The 16,304-nt window shown below is 44.9% G+C and carries 13 protein-coding genes and 1 pseudogene; 11 read left to right on the top strand and 3 right to left on the bottom strand.

Annotated elements, in window-relative coordinates:
- From GMA8713_RS28300 to GMA8713_RS23870, 10 genes and pseudogenes are all read left to right on the top strand, one after another.
- Positions 1 to 113, top strand: a pseudogene (locus tag GMA8713_RS28300) (IS630 family transposase); the annotation flags it as partial.
- Positions 114 to 356: 243 nt separating this feature from the next.
- Complete coding sequence (locus GMA8713_RS23905; RefSeq protein WP_062714963.1) at positions 357 to 2,999, top strand: hypothetical protein; 2,643 nt, start codon at positions 357 to 359, stop codon at positions 2,997 to 2,999.
- Positions 3,000 to 3,014: 15 nt separating this feature from the next.
- Positions 3,015 to 3,296, top strand: coding sequence for a hypothetical protein (locus tag GMA8713_RS27810; RefSeq protein ID WP_062714962.1), 282 nt, complete (start codon positions 3,015 to 3,017; stop codon positions 3,294 to 3,296).
- Between the two features lie 14 nt (positions 3,297 to 3,310).
- Positions 3,311 to 4,084, top strand: coding sequence for an ADP-ribosyltransferase (locus GMA8713_RS23895; RefSeq protein ID WP_062714960.1), 774 nt, complete (start codon positions 3,311 to 3,313; stop codon positions 4,082 to 4,084).
- Positions 4,085 to 4,196: 112 nt separating this feature from the next.
- Positions 4,197 to 4,937 carry an ADP-ribosyltransferase gene (locus GMA8713_RS23890; RefSeq protein WP_062714958.1) on the top strand — a complete coding sequence of 247 codons (741 nt, stop codon included), beginning with the start codon at positions 4,197 to 4,199 and terminating at the stop codon, positions 4,935 to 4,937.
- 58 nt (positions 4,938 to 4,995) lie between these two features.
- Positions 4,996 to 7,284 (top strand): hypothetical protein, encoded by a 2,289-nt coding sequence (locus tag GMA8713_RS23885; RefSeq protein WP_062714956.1) that lies wholly within the window; start codon positions 4,996 to 4,998, stop codon positions 7,282 to 7,284.
- Positions 7,285 to 7,288: 4 nt separating this feature from the next.
- The gene (locus GMA8713_RS23880) at positions 7,289 to 8,905 is read left to right on the top strand and encodes a M91 family zinc metallopeptidase (RefSeq protein ID WP_062714954.1); all 1,617 of its coding nucleotides are present in this window, start codon (positions 7,289 to 7,291) and stop codon (positions 8,903 to 8,905) included.
- Between the two features lie 240 nt (positions 8,906 to 9,145).
- The gene (locus GMA8713_RS23875) at positions 9,146 to 9,499 is read left to right on the top strand and encodes an Mpo1-like protein (RefSeq protein WP_062714952.1); all 354 of its coding nucleotides are present in this window, start codon (positions 9,146 to 9,148) and stop codon (positions 9,497 to 9,499) included.
- A 122-nt stretch (positions 9,500 to 9,621) separates the two neighbouring features.
- Entirely contained in the window at positions 9,622 to 9,759 is a 138-nt protein-coding gene (locus tag GMA8713_RS28295; RefSeq protein WP_232314553.1) for a hypothetical protein, read from the top strand.
- A 223-nt stretch (positions 9,760 to 9,982) separates the two neighbouring features.
- Positions 9,983 to 12,004, top strand: coding sequence for an alkyl/aryl-sulfatase (locus GMA8713_RS23870; protein ID WP_062714950.1), 2,022 nt, complete (start codon positions 9,983 to 9,985; stop codon positions 12,002 to 12,004).
- A gap of 107 nt (positions 12,005 to 12,111) precedes the next feature.
- Here GMA8713_RS23870 and pyrC read toward each other — a convergent pair whose 3' ends face one another.
- Entirely contained in the window at positions 12,112 to 13,140 is a 1,029-nt protein-coding gene (gene pyrC, locus GMA8713_RS23865; protein ID WP_062714948.1) for a dihydroorotase, read from the bottom strand.
- A gap of 425 nt (positions 13,141 to 13,565) precedes the next feature.
- Here pyrC and GMA8713_RS23860 point away from each other — a divergent pair, with 425 nt between their 5' ends.
- Positions 13,566 to 13,982, top strand: a complete 417-nt coding sequence (locus GMA8713_RS23860) for an NAD(P)H-dependent oxidoreductase (RefSeq protein WP_157515753.1) — start codon at positions 13,566 to 13,568, stop codon at positions 13,980 to 13,982.
- An 87-nt stretch (positions 13,983 to 14,069) separates the two neighbouring features.
- Here the strand turns inward: GMA8713_RS23860 and GMA8713_RS23855 are convergent, their stop codons facing one another.
- On the bottom strand, positions 14,070 to 14,975 hold the full coding sequence (locus GMA8713_RS23855; protein WP_062714945.1) for a glycoside hydrolase family 17 protein: 906 nt from the start codon (positions 14,973 to 14,975) through the stop codon (positions 14,070 to 14,072).
- A gap of 60 nt (positions 14,976 to 15,035) precedes the next feature.
- Complete coding sequence (locus tag GMA8713_RS23850; RefSeq protein WP_062714943.1) at positions 15,036 to 15,917, bottom strand: glycoside hydrolase family 17 protein; 882 nt, start codon at positions 15,915 to 15,917, stop codon at positions 15,036 to 15,038.
- Between the last annotated feature and the right edge of the window lie 387 nt (positions 15,918 to 16,304).

The following is a 16,304-nucleotide window of genomic DNA, read 5'->3' as shown; positions in this document are numbered from 1 at the left end:
ATCATCAATGCAAGTACATGTACCAGCTATTGGCACAGGTGAAGCACTTTATGGCGACGGCATCACCGTATCCTGGCTCAGGTCATGGGATGGCAAAAAAGACTCACAATTAGGATCAGCTATTTAGTAGACTGTCTTATACGCAGGAGGTAATAAGCACAACAACTAAAGTTTGGCATTGTATGAACTCAATAATGTCTCGACATCTCCCAAAAAATTAATACTAAGTCTCTGCTCTCACGGTTAATTACTAGAGCGTCTTAAATAAAAACGTTTAATTCCGGTTACGAATAAGTAATCGGTGGCTTGCTACTTTCTGAAATAAGTGAATAACTTCTCAAAGCAAGGATAATCAAATGAAGTTACGAAAATTGGTATTGGCTTGTGTCATTGCTTCCCCCTGTGTTGGTGCCTATGAAGTTTGTAATATTGGTGATGAATACAATGTATTGGATCGTGAGAGTTTCCACGATATACGTAAGTCAAATTACCGAAACTACAGTGAAGACCTAACGCCAGAAGATTTGTTTTTATCTGCGCCAGAACACAACGCTGACATTCGACCTTCGCTTACTGAGGCAGATGAAGTTTTCCCTGAAACTGCATCTCTACTTGAGATCGGTCCTACCAATGTTGCCGTTCTCGAATCCGAAGAGGCGGCGAGTCTGCTTGCGACAATAGGGCGCTCGACTGCGGGTTTTGCCAAAGGCGCACTTGAAGCTTTAGGGCCAGTAGGCGATACCATCGCTGTGGGTCTGTGGGCTAGTGATGTGGCTCAAGCCTTTGAAGATGAGACAAAAACATCGTACGACCGCTTTGCTACGGTGATGAGCCTGATTGACTGGTTTGGTGTTCTTAAGCTACCTGAGCGAGAAATTGATCGTAAGATTCTAACTGCTCGTTGGAATCGAGTTGCCGCGGGAGATCATTATATTTTTACCGTTCATGACGACATCGTCACTCAACAAGATAAAAAAGATAAACAGCATTGGGCGGATCTTGCATCCGGTCACCAACGCATGCTTGAAGCGCTGGCGAAGGGTTATGCCTCTGATGTGGCGCTTAAGTATCAGCAGCATTATCAGGAAGCGTTAAATGCACAAGTTGTTTTGGCAGAGACGCTGATTAACTCGGTTGAAAGCGAAGTTCAGAAAGCCATTTTTAATAAGCTCGCGCTAGAAGGCGCGAATGCCAGACTGTTTGCCTCTGATCTTGCTTCGACTTGCCGCAGTGAGATTGATGCGTTGTTGGCTTTGTACCCAGAGCAGGAAGAAAACAACACCCGGCCAATGTATGTACCATCGAAGCGGGAAGCCAATCGAGCTTTAGCGCGCTTGCAGCATTGCCAGCAAGACCATTTGAATCTGGCAGTGGCGATGCTTGATGAACTTAGAAATGGGGAAGTGGAAGGCTTAGAGCGTCAATCACTGCACCAACTTTACCGACAAGTTCTCAATGCAAAGATCAACATCGTCGAAACCGCGAACTCCCAGCTTGATGTGCTTAGAACTAAGTTAAAAGAAGAAATGTATGCAGAAGGCATGAATGCCATCGATCGTTTGTTTGATTCAGAAGCGGTTGCAAAAGCCCATCGCTATTTTAAAGACCAAGCTGATTATTTAGCGATAGATGAGATGTCTCGCAGTATTTTTGGGCGTCCAGCTACGGCTACTGAACGTCGTCAAAAGTACTTTGTTATCCAAGAAGGGTACGAGAAGTGTACTCGAATTGGGATACTTGGGGGTGACCCGAACTTCAGAGGGTGTACTGAGTACACGTGGATTCCTGCAGAGAAAGAGCATTATGACTCGGCAAAAGATGAAGTGATTTCGAAGATGGTGATGCCAAATCGCGATGTGATAAAGCGCGTCTTTTCTCAATCTATGGATGAGCTGATCAACGAAGGTTGGAGCTCTCAACATGAAGAGGCTTGGCTTGAGCAACAGATCCTAAGCTTTTCTGACAAGCAACGTATCATCAGAAACGCAGAAGCAGACAAAGCGCGGGTGATGCGATGGATGTTTGATTCCGGCGCGACACTGGAAACCGAGTGTGGCGGTGGTAATGATTGTGCTGCTTGGTCTTCTGACTACTTAGAAAAAGAGAACCTTTCCCGCGAATCGTCATTGCGCCACATTGCTGATTGGCATGAAAGGAACAAAGACTCAGGGTATTTCGTTCATTCAAAGCGCTTGGCAAAACTGGAAGGTTTTATTCGTTCGGCATTGGAGAGCGAATGGCAAGCGATACATGTTAATGGTTTTTATAGCTACCTTTATCCAGGAAGTTTCGACCTTGATAAACATGCCCCTTTAATTGCCTCAGCACTTAAGGCTTCGAACTTAAATATTGGAAACCTTTCTGCTGCGTTGCCATTGGCGAAAGGCATTGTAAAAAGCCGTATTTTAGAGGCGATGAGTGTCGCTGACAGCAATGGTGAGGATTGGCTTGCTTCTCAGATTGGTGATTTCCAGAGATACATTGCCATTGTCCATGCGCAGAATATTTCTCCTGGTCACTACGCATCTGGAGAAATGGGGACGACCGCATTACTTTCCGAGCCTTTACCTGCGCACCTGCTGCGCTACTTAACGTTAGATGTCTATCATAATATTGAAGAAAGTGACTCTGCTTATTACTACCCAGCAAACAGTCGTGAAGATTTGAGTTATGACGTGCGTTTACATGTCTCCATCGATGACTTGTTTAACGCCAATTCTGAGCTGGGTAGAAAGCTGGATCTGCTTGTTCAAGTTAATGAGAACTTCACCAACCTACCTGGTCGAACTTGTGCAATTAATTACCCGCAACTCCGAGATGCCTTATTTAAGGTCTCAGGTGACGAATCATTGTATTGGTTGACACCATTTTCTGATTGGTTTGATAGCGTGAATCGTCAACAGTTAGAGCTGTTTAGTGCGATCCGATACGGAGCTGACAAGCAAAATACGTTAAATATCTCCTGTGATTTAAGCCCAAACGACCCTAGGTATTGGTAATAGGAGAAACAGACTATGTTGAAAAGTTTTTCGCTCCGTACTTTCTGTTTTTGCTTTGTAGTTCAAGTTGCGTTATTCGATACATTGAAAGCTCCTTTGCTAAGCAAAGTGCAAGTCGATGAACTGGCGTCAAAATTTTCTGATTTGGCAAAAACTTCCAGTGGTTGGCGATATAACTTGTTGACGGCGAATGAAGTGGAAGCGTTGATAGACTTTTCTGTCACCGTTTATCACCTAGCGAATGACTATTTAACAGTCAGGGGTACGTCATCATGGCGTTCTCTAGTTTGCGGTTGAGCGGGGAGCAAAATATGACCAGAAGAGCATTGGCTACACTTTTAACGATTGTCGTTCAGAGCCATGTATTTGCAGAAGATTTCGCTGAGTTTAAAGGGCGAGATTTGTCGCCTGTGCAGCAAGAACAGATGGCAGATGACCTGATGGATTGGTCAATCGTTCATCATGCAAAAGCAGAAAGAAAGATGGTCCCAGAGGAGTACTCGGCGATCGAACGTTATGGTCGCGTCGATCATGATGTTGTTAATGAGTACATGCGAGCTGGAGAACCGAATGAATTTCTGATGCCAGGATATGCTGAAGCTCTAAAAACGCGTGTTTCTCATATGCGGAGCGTAATGAATAAATTGCCTAACTTTAAAGGGACGGTCTATCGAGGCTCTTCAATTAAGAACAGTCTTCTGGAAAAGCTGAATGTTGGCGATATCTTGCATGAAAAGGCTTTCTTATCGACATCAACCATTCCAAGCGTAGCGAAAAACTTCTCCGCTACGGGAGTTTATCAGAACTTGTCTGCTGCTCAATTCAAAATTGATTTGAAGTCATCAGGGCGAGCAATCAATGCTTATACGTTCAAAGCATACGAAGCTGAAATCTTAGCGAAGCCTAACACTTATTTTCGTGTTGAAGCGATTGAGAGAATTTCAGCGGAACAGAATTACATAAAATTAAGGGAAATACAAAATCCTTCTAAATACTTAAAGGCTGAGCCAGATATAAATATTTACGATATCTTTAGTGGAGATGAAATGTCACTTCGAACCCGTTCAGCATTGTATTGTCTTTGATGTCCATTACCTCTCATGAAATCTTTATGAGAGGTGTCATTTATAAAATAAGTGGTCGATAATCTCCCAGCTCTATTGTTGTGGCGATTTTTACGTATGTTGGTAAATAAAAATGAAACCTATAAAATTATTATTTTTCTTATTAATTCAAGTTTGTTTGTGTTCTCACTCAATGGCAGGTTTGAAGTATAATGATAAATATTACAGTAGTTCAGATATAGAAGAGATTATGGAAATTATGTCTGAGCCTGGCATTGATGATTATGGGGAATTTAACAGACTAAGAACAGAATTATACGAACAAGCTGATGTTCAAAGAGGTCTTCTTTCGGAAGAACAAGCCGCAGCACTGGCCGAATACCAAGACTATGCTTTTGTATCGACTCGAGAAAGCTTTATCTCGGGAGTTTTTGATGATGAAACCCTGAATACCATTGATCATATAGATTCAGCTTTTGAGAGCGGCGCTAAGTATCAAGGTGTTACCTTTAGAGGCGAACGTGAACTGGGGGCTTATATGTCAGACATACAAGTTGGGGATATTGTTAGTCCTAGCTCTTATATTTCAACATCCATATCAAAAGATGCTGCCTATAACTTTCATTCTGGTCAGCTTGCAAGGTTTGAACTTCAACAGGGTAAAAGCGGTATTGTATTACCAAGTGTTATTGATGGCGAGTTGGAGGTTCTTATTAATAGAAATTCTTACTTTGAAGTGACAGCTATTAAAACGAGTTATATGGGGACTCACGTTGTTTATCGAGAAATTGATCCAAGCTCTGTGGGCAATAAGAAAATAAAAGATATGCATAGCGGAGAAGAAATCACAGCCGCTGAAGCTTGCGCTTTTTAAAGTCATCGTTATGAACAGTTCATTTTACTCTTTTAACAATATAAAGAGCATATTCCTAATGAATCAAAAATTAATACCCAGTTTCGTTGCTCTGACTGTATTAAGTCCAGCTACCTATTCACTGTGTTTTATTGATGGTGTGTCTGATACGCAAAGCTTAAATAGCTTCGATAGCCAGCGCTTAGAAGGGCAGCTCCACCAACAGTTTTTCTCAGAGCCTCAGTTTGGCTCTACATTCGGTGAGTTAGAACACTCTTCACAGCAACAGTTGTTTTCAGAGGCATGGCCTGCAACAGAAGAGGCATTAAACAGCGTACCGGCAGCGTCTGAAAGTGTGTTAAGTGCTCCTGCGATATTGAATCGTCTGGGTCAAGTTGGAAGTTCAACACTCGAAGTGCTTGGCCCAGTTGGCGATGCTTTTGCTGTGGGTGTGTGGGCAGAGAACATGGCGTCTATATTTTCCAATGAGTCGTCCACACGTTTAGATAAAACCGCCGCTGTTTTCTCGATTGTTCCACTGGTTGGTGATGAGCTAAACATGCTGTCCAACGATATTAAATACTTTGCAGCGAAAGAGAAAATTGGTGAGTTTGAATCTAAAACTCACTATGTTTTTAATGATCATCACCCTGATTTCAACCGATTCCATCATAAAAAAGAAGATGCAATTAAGCTGATTAATCAATACGACGCCCATGTTAAAGCATCGATTGAAATGTACATCGACCAACTGTTGCTTGCTGCGGATACGGAATATCGTCGTATTGCAGCGGGTTATGATCGTCAGCTTGTGAGGCAAATGGCGAGGATGGATCTGGAATATATCAAGGTTTATGGTCACGTATCAGATCTAGCAAATCTCAATCAACCTCTGTGTTCTGAAGTGCCGAATAACCCAGCTCATTTGACGAACTGTGTCAAATCACAGGGACAGGCAAGAATGCAGTTGATTACCCATCAACTGTCATCTTCAGAGTTAAATCAACTTCGCTTAAAACTACACGAAGCTAAACGCTCGCTTGTACAGACTGCGATGGATAACTTGCAGAGGCATAAAGAAACACTGCGTAATGAAGTCATCGGTCGTGCAAAGTACCATATTCCTCAAGTCTACCAATACGCGAGACTCAATCGAAGTTTGCTGGAAGAGAGGGCGCGAAAGAGTGGGTTGCGTGAATATGCAAAAGCAAATTGGAACGTGGATTATTTGTCCGAAGAGCAAATAAACACAGCGACATTTGAAGTGAGTCCAGCAAGAGAGTGTTGGGGAATACCTTCCGTTTATCCCGGTGGTATTCAAGCATCACTCGATGCATGTAAAGACTCAGGACCACTCTATGACACCTATCATATATCGAAAGATCAAGAACTCGTGGATGTGATTAGGAAATCGCTGGACTTCGATGTGGAATCTTATGTGGAAACGAGGGTGAATAATGGCTGGGAGCCTGGGCTATTGCGCGCTAAATTGGGTGATCAAGCTTACGCGTATGTATTTGGTCGACTTTCGAATCAAATGTTTGAAACCTTAGTAACACAATTATCCACCATCCAAGTACTGCCTTATCAAACAACCCTAACCGAGTATTTAAATAGTCAGGGGCTGGATGCCAACGACCCTGAACAGAGAAAAGACTGGTATCAGCTTAGCCGTTGGTACGAATTACTTTTGACTGAAAGGCCATCAGGAGATGTCTTTAGTAATATTAAGCTATATAAAGTATTCCGAGCTTTTATCAAGCCAGTATTCGAAGAAACAATCACCATGGCTTACATTCGCGATGTTTATTACTCGATTCCTTATCCAAGTATCTATTCAGCAAAAAACCTTCAATTTTATTCTCCAATTATGGCGAAGACTTTTGACAAAGTAGTTGTGGGCCCAGACGAGAACGCAGTGGTGAGAACTTTAAACGCTGCGGTGGCAGAAATCATGCAAAAAGTAAGTGAAGTTAACACGGCAAATGAGTTGCATTATTTACTTGGCGATTTGGCTTTGTACGCGCAAATTGCTCAACACCAACAATCTGAAGCGCATGTGCTGACGACAGCTGGTAATGCTCCCCAACTGTTTAACAGCTCATTATCAGCAGTGAATAGGCAGTACCTCAATGATTCGCATTTGTATGCCCTTTCTCAGCAGGTGATGGCGTCGGAGCAACATGTTTTGTGGCAGATGTTATCTATTGTCGGTAGCAAATTATCTCAAGGTGAGTTGGATTTGGCGATTACACAACTGGGTGATGTGATTCGGAGCAACGATATGACGATGCTTCCCCATATTCATGAAGTTCTTGTTCAAGAGTTAGAAGAACTGATCGAACTACAGATTAAGATCGAGGGCTAGTGGGATGAAAATATTAGTAAAAATAGTTCCTATTGGTTTTATATTCTCAACATTAGTTGGAAGTGCTTTCGCTGGCGGCGGTGCAGACATGGGGGAGTTTTATGCTGCTCCAGATGGTGTGAAGGTCATTTACGGCTACAACTCTTCGCAGTACGGTAATCTCTATCGAGTATCGACTAACCTTTACGTTCAAACAAAAGATGACGCCTATCTGGAGGATATTAAACTTCTGATTCAAAGGCTGAAAATGTCACCGACTGGTCGAGAAGTATTGCGTCAAATCGCTGCTTACACACCAGTCAATGCGCCTGAGGATATCGTAGAGCCTCTTATTGAACATCTTCAAGGTGTTGATACAACTAGGGTGAACGTGGTTACTGTGATTCGCGAACCGGAAAGTGCTGGTCGCTTGTTCGAGACTATACCTTCCAACTTTGTTGATAGTCAAAAGTCCGTGCTTGTTTACCCTCGACAGTTTAATGGAAAAGGCGTGTCAAACACTGTGTTCTTTTCTACCAAAGAAGTGGTCAATATTCCGGGAACGGACAAGCCTTTTGATCAAGCGGTCGCGTTGGGCCATGAATTAATTCATGCTCGTGATTACGCTTCAGGTGCAATGCCTCAGGGGAGCGTGTTACTCAGACATCGTCATCCTGAAACCGGGCAAGTCACGGAGTATTCGATTGACAATGCCGAGTATCAAACGACGGGAATTTCCCATTACAACAATGCAGAAAGTGGCAGAGATGCTGAGACTGCGATAAGTGCGATTCGTAGTGACGTTGTTATGAGACGGGAAGATATGTATTTCCGTTGGATATCTAGCGGGCAAAACAAACCAAAAGCGTATCTGAAAAATGAAAAGGTATTCAGTGAGTTTCATTTGGCTGATGACCTTGGTGCATACAAGAGAAATACCTACTGGCCTGCAGGGCAGTACCAATATCACCCTTACACAGTAGAGGTCAGGCCGGCTGCAGCCGGGTCTCTCTCACCTAAGTGGGATACATTGGAAGGAAAGCAAGCTCATACCGAAGTGCGTCGAGCATTGAACCAGTCTTTGAGTGAAGGCAAAGAGACGGCGATTGTGCTTGTCGATGCGACAGAACAACGTTTGTCGCAAAGCTTGCAAAACTCTCCAGCGTTGACAAGACGCGGCCTAGGAAACCAAAGTGCGATCTTAAGCTATGCAGCTAAAAACAATATTAAAGTGGTCAATGCTTATAGCTCTGAAAATGAAACGCCCCTAGCGAGTTTGAAGAAGAAAAAACGCAGCCGAATGTACCGCGCGATGTCTGGGCAGTCCGAAAGTTCAAATGGATATAAAGAAGTCCAGTTTAGTGTGGATAATCAATCATTGCTTTCACAAGAGCTTGAAGGCCAAGATACCGTGCTGGTTATGGCGTATTCTGATGGCCAAATGACAACAAACATTGTGGATAACTTATCAGACGATCTCAATAGACAAGTGCTGGTGTCACGACATTCAAACCTAGATTACCAGCCTTCAAATCTGAATGCGGAAGAGAGTGCTGCCTGGTTGAATCTGCGAGAAAAACGGAATGTGAAAATGCTCGGATCCGGAAGCCGTAGCCGTTTCAACATTTGTAGTATTCAGTAATTCGCTTTTGACATTGTCACAGGAGCTACACTGTCGATTGTCATCTTTGCTGTACAGCTTGCGACCAATAATACATTGGCAGCCAAGTTAATATGAATGCCAGCGATAACATGCTGGCATAGTCTCTTTTTCGCTTGATAAGGGAGCAATATCTGTCAGGTAGGAATCGCCTTCATCAATTAAATTTGCGTGTTTACAGTTTCACCCTCTAAGAGGTAAAGCATCAGTCACGGAGGATACATGCCCCTTAACGAACTCATTGAACGGCAATGGAAAGGCTATTCAACGTTTCATCAATCGAAGAAAAACCTTCTCATCCATATCATCTTTGTTCCCTGCTTTATCTTAGGCTTTGCGTCTTTTGTGTTTTCACTACTTGGTCTTGATTTGATAGCTGCGCTGATGTCAGTGTTATTAATGGCAGTTTCATTCGGTTTGCAGGGGTTAGGACACAGCAAAGAGGCAAACCCGGCAGAGCCATTTACAAGCTTCAAAAATGCGATGTCGAGAATCTTGCTTGAGCAACTTTATACCTTTCCTAAATTTGTGGTGACGGGCAATTGGTACAGGGCGTTTGTCGCATCAAAGCATTAAGTGCTTGAGGTATAGGCGCTTAAAGGAAACCCAGTTAACAACGAGAGATAAACATGAATCCTGAACAGATAGGAAAAGCCTACGATCAAATCACTCATCTCTGGACAGATTAGGGCTTCAACATGACCAATGGTATTGCTCAGCATAAGAAAGCGATGAGCTTTGCAAAGCATCGGGGCAAGGCATTGGATATTGGTTGTGGCTGCACAGGACGGTTTATGGAGTTGCTGGTGGATGATCTGGGGCTCGCGCCAAAGTAACTCTTACCAAAGCCTCATGGAAAGGCGGCCACTCTGTACCGCCTTTGATTCCTACTTAACCACTTCCGTTCCCCTGTTTTCAAAACGAACAAGCGTTAATCGGTCAGTTTTGTCTTATACATAATTCATGGAGATGAATTGGATAAATTTCAGTTTATTTATGGTTATGCTTTGGGAGGGTAGATTACACCCATACCCAAAACGAAACCCCAAGAGGTTCACTATGAAAACCCGATTCGCTCCTTCAGTTCTGTCTCTCGCTATCGTTGCGTCTTTCGGCGCTTTTGCCAATGACTATGCATCTATCGATACCTACGAAGGCAAGCCTGCCTCTGAACACACCATCAATGCGAATGCGGCTGTGGCGAAAACACTGCCTTGGAATGATAAAACAGCGTTTGACCGCACCAAACGCGGCCTAATTGCTGAGTTTGGTACGCATGAAGCGGGTGAGTTGAAAAACCGTTTCGAATATATGACCGACATGTCTGTCGAAGATCTACCGCCTACCGTTAACCCATCGATCTGGCGTCAGGGCATGCTGAATTATGCGGCAGGCGGCCTGTATGAAGTCACTGACGGCGTTTACCAAATTCGCGGTGCTGACCTGTCAAATATGACAATCTACCGCTCTGAGAACGGCTATGTGATTCACGACCCTCTGCTTTCACGCGAAGCGGCAGCAGCTTCTTGGGAATTTGCGAAACAGCACCTACCGGCAATTAACGGCGAACATAAAATCACAGGTATGATCTATTCACACATGCATGCAGACCACTTTGGTGGCTCCCGCGGTGTTTTTGAATCTGGCGATTTCGCTGTAGATGCCGAAATCTATGCACCGAATGACTTCATTAAAGAGCTGGCAGACGAAAACGTGATTGCCGGCACTGCGATGGGACGCAGAGCGAACTACCAATACGGCACCACTTTGGATAACAACGCGAAAGGCATCGTCGATAACGCGCTGGGCTTGGGGACATCACGTGGAGAAGTGACGCTGGTGGCACCAACACATGAAATTCATGAGCGTGAGGCAGTTATCAACATTGATGGGGTAGACTTCCATGCCATCAACATGCCTGGCGCAGAAGCACCTGCAGAGATTGTTCTTTATGTGCCTGAGTACCGCTCGCTGAACACGGCAGAGCTTACCTATGATGGCATGCACAATATCTATACTTTCCGAGGTGCAAAAGTCCGGGATTCAATGGTTTGGACCAAGTACCTCACTGAGCTGAAGATGCGTTTTGTCGACAGTGGCTTAGTCGACAATATTCACGCTGCTCACTCAGCGCCAGTTTGGAATGACGCAGAGACTGGCGTAAATGAAATCTCTGAGTACATGACGCTACAACGCGACAACTATGGCTTTATCCATAACCAAGCGATGCGACTGGCAAATCATGGCGTGACCATTCATGACGTTGGCCGTGAAATCGAGAAGATTGTTCCTCAATCTCAGATTGATACCTGGCACACGAACGGTTACCACGGTTCATACAGTCATAATGCCCGAGCAGTAGTTAATCTCTATCTTGGATATCACGACATGAACCCAGTCAACACCAACCCACTGCAGACCACAGAGAAGTCGTGTGTATATGTTGAAGTCGCTGGAGTAGATGCTTTCTACAAGGCTGGCATGAAGCACTTCAATGCGGGTGAATACCAGGAAGCGTCACAGTTGTTCAATGATCTGGTTCAGTGTGAGCCAAGCAACATCAAATACCGTTTTGCACTGGCAGACAGCTTTGAGCAGCAAGGCTATCAGTCTGAAACCATGGCATGGCGTAACAGCTATTTGCAAGGGGCCGTAGAGTTGCGTACTGGAGAGATACAGCCATCTCTTAAACTGGCTTCGCCAGATGTGATTGCAAATACACCAACAGGCATGTTCCTCGACTTTATTGCGGTAAGCATGAATGCGCCAAAAGCCGAGGCCGCGGGCTTAGACTTTAACTTCGGTGTTTACCACCCAGATTTGGGCGAGCGTTACTACGGTGAGGTGTCTAACGCGAACATGGCTAACATCCAAGTTGATGAGCTACCAAAAGTAGATTTTGAACTCATCATTCACAAAACTGACTTTTCCAAAGTGGTATTGGGTGAAACCAGCTTGGAGGACTTGATTAAGTCTGGTCAGGCAGGCGTGAAAGGTGATGCAGAACTTCTTACTAAGCTGGCAGGTACTCTAGATAGTTTCGATGGTCTGTTTGAAATCCTGCCAATGCCTAAGAAATAAAACTGCATTGTCTTAGAGTGATTGGCGAATTTGAAACTGTAAACGCCCCGGCTTAAAAAGCCGGGGCGTTTCTGTTTGGGTTTTCTAAATTCGTTTGTTTTAGCGAATTACTTTACTTTCCAGCTAACCGTTTCGCCTGCGCGGATTGGCACAACTATGTCCGAACCAAATGGCATGGTATCTGGCACTGACCACTCTTCTTTGGTCAGCGTTACGGTGTCTGTGTTACGTGGCACACCGTAGAAATCTGGGCCGTTCTGGCTTGCGAAAGCTTCAAGGTTCTCCAGTTTACCTTCTTGTTCGAACACTTCAGCGTAGAGCTCCAGTGCTGCGTGTGCGGTGTAAGAACCTGCACATCCACATGCTGATTCTTTCGCGCCTTTCGCGTGTGGCGCTGAATCTGTACCCAGGAAGAACTTCTTGCTGCCGCTGGTCGCTGCTTCAACAAGTGCTTTCTGGTGCGTGTTGCGCTTCAGAATTGGCAGGCAGTAGAAGTGAGGTTTGATGCCTCCAACCAGCATGTGGTTGCGGTTGTACATCAGGTGGTGAGTGGTGATGGTTGCTGCAACGTTCTCGTTTGCGTTTTTCACGAAGTTTGCCGCATCTGCTGTGGTGATGTGCTCAAGGACGATTTTCAGGTTAGGGAAATCGTTAACGATGGGCGCCAGAACGGTATCAAGAAACTCTTTCTCGCGATCGAAGATGTCGACCTCGTGGTGGGTCACTTCACCATGAACTAACAGCAACATGCCCACTTCCTGCATGGCTTCAAGAACGTGGTAGATGTTCTTTGCATTGGTCACGCCTGAATCCGAGTTGGTGGTCGCACCGGCAGGGTAAAGCTTCGCAGCAACAACAGCGCCAGAGGCTTTCGCTTTACGGATTTCGTCTGGTGTGGTGTTGTCGGTCAGGTAGAGCGCCATCAGTGGCTCGAATTGCTCAGAAGGCTTTTGTGCCATGATGCGTTCGCGGTAAGCAAGCGCCATTTCAGTGTTGGTCACAGGAGGAACGGTGTTTGGCATGATGAGCGCGCGACCGTTGTAACGGCTGATGTCGCGGACGGTATCTGTCAGCACTTCGCCATCGCGAAGGTGAACATGCCAGTCGTCAGGGCGAGTAATTGTAAGTGTGGTCATTAAGGCGTCCCTCCAGAGCTAAAATATCGGATTGGCGCCTGTCGGCAAGGAATGTGAAATAAAAAGCAAACGCTTGCGCTCAGGCGGCAGGATGATAGTGGAAAAGGGCTTTTATTTCATCTTCTTTCTCGATTTTTACTGTTTCCATGTGTTTTTATGAGAGTCGGAAAAGCCAGATAAACTGACAAATAGGGATGTTTACTGCTGCTAACTGAGTGTTAGCTATTAATACAGAATACTGTTGTAATCTTCTGTATTTAAAGGGGTTAATGGTTGATTTCCTTATTGGTATTGGCAACTATAAGTGTATGAAAATGAATTCAATGCTTAAACTCATCCGAATTATCATTATTCCTAATGGGTCTGTTGGCCTTTGATGGTTGAATCTTGATAGACCGAGCAGCAATGCAGTTAGGGAGAATGTCATGAAGTGTTTGGTGGTGCTTTCGCACCCTCTTAAGGAAAGTTTGTGCAGTTACCTCTGTCAGGAAATGATTAAACACCTTGAGTCGAAAGGCTACAGCATCACCTCGCTGGATCTATATGGCGCTAACTTCGACCCAGTGTTAAGTGCTGAAGAAAGGCAGAGCTACTATGCCGAAGACTTTGACCGAAGTCAGCTTAACAAAGAACTTGAACAGCTGGTGGAGGCAGAATCCTTAGTGCTGGTTTTTCCTACCTGGTGGTTTAGCTTTCCCGCGATGCTGAAAGGCTGGATTGACCGCGTATGGGCCCCAGGCTATGCCTACGATCATGACGCGGAACTAGGGGCAATCAAGCCGAGATTAGGCAACCTTAAAGAAGTGAAAGTAGTGACAATGGTATTCGTTTTGTTCCTATGAAGCTATCTCGATGATGTTTGCTTCTTTGTAAGAAAACTAGATATAGGCAGGAAAAGAAAAGGGCGGTTAATCCGCCCTTCGTTGTAGTCAGCCGTAGAGTGACTGCATCACCAGTTTTGGTGTGCGGTCCACCTTGAATAGACCCCAGTGTTTCTCTGGCTCTTCAGGGTGGTTGTCACCTTTCCATGGCTCGTCAAACGCTTCGAAGACAAAGGTCAGGATCTTTTCATCGCGCGTCCACTGCAGCAGTTGGTCATAGTAAGCTGCCTGAAGTTCCTCAGAAGCATTCCATGCTTCAATACCACGGCCGTTAGAGGCGGTCGCCCAACCTGCTTCGGTGATTACTACAGGTTTGTTTGGATAGCGGTCAGCAACAGCGTAGTAGTTCTGTTTGGTGTACTCCAACGCGTCGTCGATAGTTTTATATTCCCAAACTGGGTAAGTGTGTAGGGAAATGAAGTCAATCACTTCAACCAGTGCATCCAGTTTGTATGTCCAAGGCACGTAGTTTTCACAGAAAGTGACAGGCTGACTGATGCTGTTTTTCACTTTCTGCACGTGCTCGACCAGTTTCTCAACAGAGATCAGATGATCGGTCCATTCGACACTTGCTTCATTGCCGACTGATACATAGCCAACAACTTCCGGATATGCGTTTGCAAGCTCGATGAGACGGTCGATTTCTTCCTTGTTGTGCTGGCGGTTTTTCTCCAGCGTTTCTTCGCTAAACTGTGCTCCCCAAGGGCAATTTGGGTTGTTCATTTCAGCCGCAACATCGGCGCCTAGCATCACTTTGAAATCAAGTCCTTCGTCGCGAATAACATCCAACACCAGCCTTGCATGAGTACCGCAGTCGTATAGACGCAGTGCAGACCAGTTGTGGGAGAGGATAAGAAGGTCTTCTTTGATCTCTTGGTATGTAGGGTAAATTCCCTTACGAGGGTTTTGACCTTCACGATAGCCTGAGTAGCAAATTGCGTTTCTGTATTCCATAGCGCTTTTTACCTTAGTTTTCTTATGCCCGCATAAAATTGCGTGCTCCTTAGAATGTGCTTAATCTATGGGGGAGTATTTAAAATTGCCGTCTTTATCCCAAAGGCCCCAGTAAGCACCCACCGCGCCTTCCTTTTCCACCTTCCAGGCTTCATCGAAAGACGAGAAATAGAACACATCAATGTTCTCTTCTTCTGCCCATGCATAAGTATCAATAAAGTACTTAAGGGCGTTTTCTTCTGAAGGTGTTGAGCCGCGTTCAGGAACTCCTTCGTTTGGCCAGCCAGTCTCTGAAACAATCACTGGCTTGCCTTTGCCGGCATTGATGGCACGGCGATACATTTCCTTCATATATGGCACGGCGAAGTCTATCGGACAGCCTTCCCAAAAGGGGTAACAGTTTGTCAGGATCACTTCGCAGGCATCAGCTACTCGCGGATGGTTCTCAAAAAGGTAGTAGGCGTCGACATAACCAACCTGAACGTCTGGTAGTTCTGCCTTAGCGCGTTCGATGTAGCTGATCAGTTCGTCTTCATGAATATCTTCGCGAAGTAGCACTTCGTTGCCGACACCCAGAATGTCTACATAGCCTTCACGTGCCACTGCGATAGCGTTCTGTAGTTCTTCCTCATTTTTTTCATGTTTGTCGTCAATCCAAACGCCAACCATGGTTTTGAGACCATACTCCTTGGCGATTTTTGGAATCAGCTCGTTACCATCTGTGCATGAGAAGGTACGGATCCAATTGACGTGTGGGGCGATAATCTGAAGCCTTTCGTGGATTTGAGCTTCAGTGATGATGGAACCCGGGCCCTGTCCATCGACATAGGGGCTGAAAGAGACCCCGTGGATTTTAGTGTCCACTAAATCCTGTGTTTTTTGCTTGAGGTAGCTCAGCCACTCCTCATCATGAGGAGCAGCTCGGTTGATTCTGCTTGACACTCTCCAAACTCCCTTTCGGATAACCGCACTTTCTTTGAGTACTGTTATTCACTGTCGATTTTTTAATTCTTGTTAGATTGGCTATTCAGATCGCCTTGGGTAACAGCACCGAAAAACGAAAAGAAAGCGATTTCTTTTCGAATTAAGCCATAGGACAGAAATATGACAACCCGTAATGTTGCGAACATGTACATGGATCACATTTGAATGAATGGCGCTTATACCCAAACAACCTGAAGATACTCGCATTCAGAGATCATAGAAGTGGCCCCCAATTTTCGGACATGACTTTAAGTGATTGATCTGTTTTGATAGTCCCCAGAAAGACTGGAGCAGATGATGACAAGAAAACGTAGAAACCACTCACCCGAATTTAAAGCGAAGGTG

Origin of the sequence: Grimontia marina (assembly GCF_900060185.1) — a bacterium.
Classification (GTDB): domain Bacteria; phylum Pseudomonadota; class Gammaproteobacteria; order Enterobacterales; family Vibrionaceae; genus Enterovibrio; species Enterovibrio marinus.
Note: the sequence above shows the minus strand (reverse complement) of the source record. Positions and strands in the feature narration are given on the sequence as shown.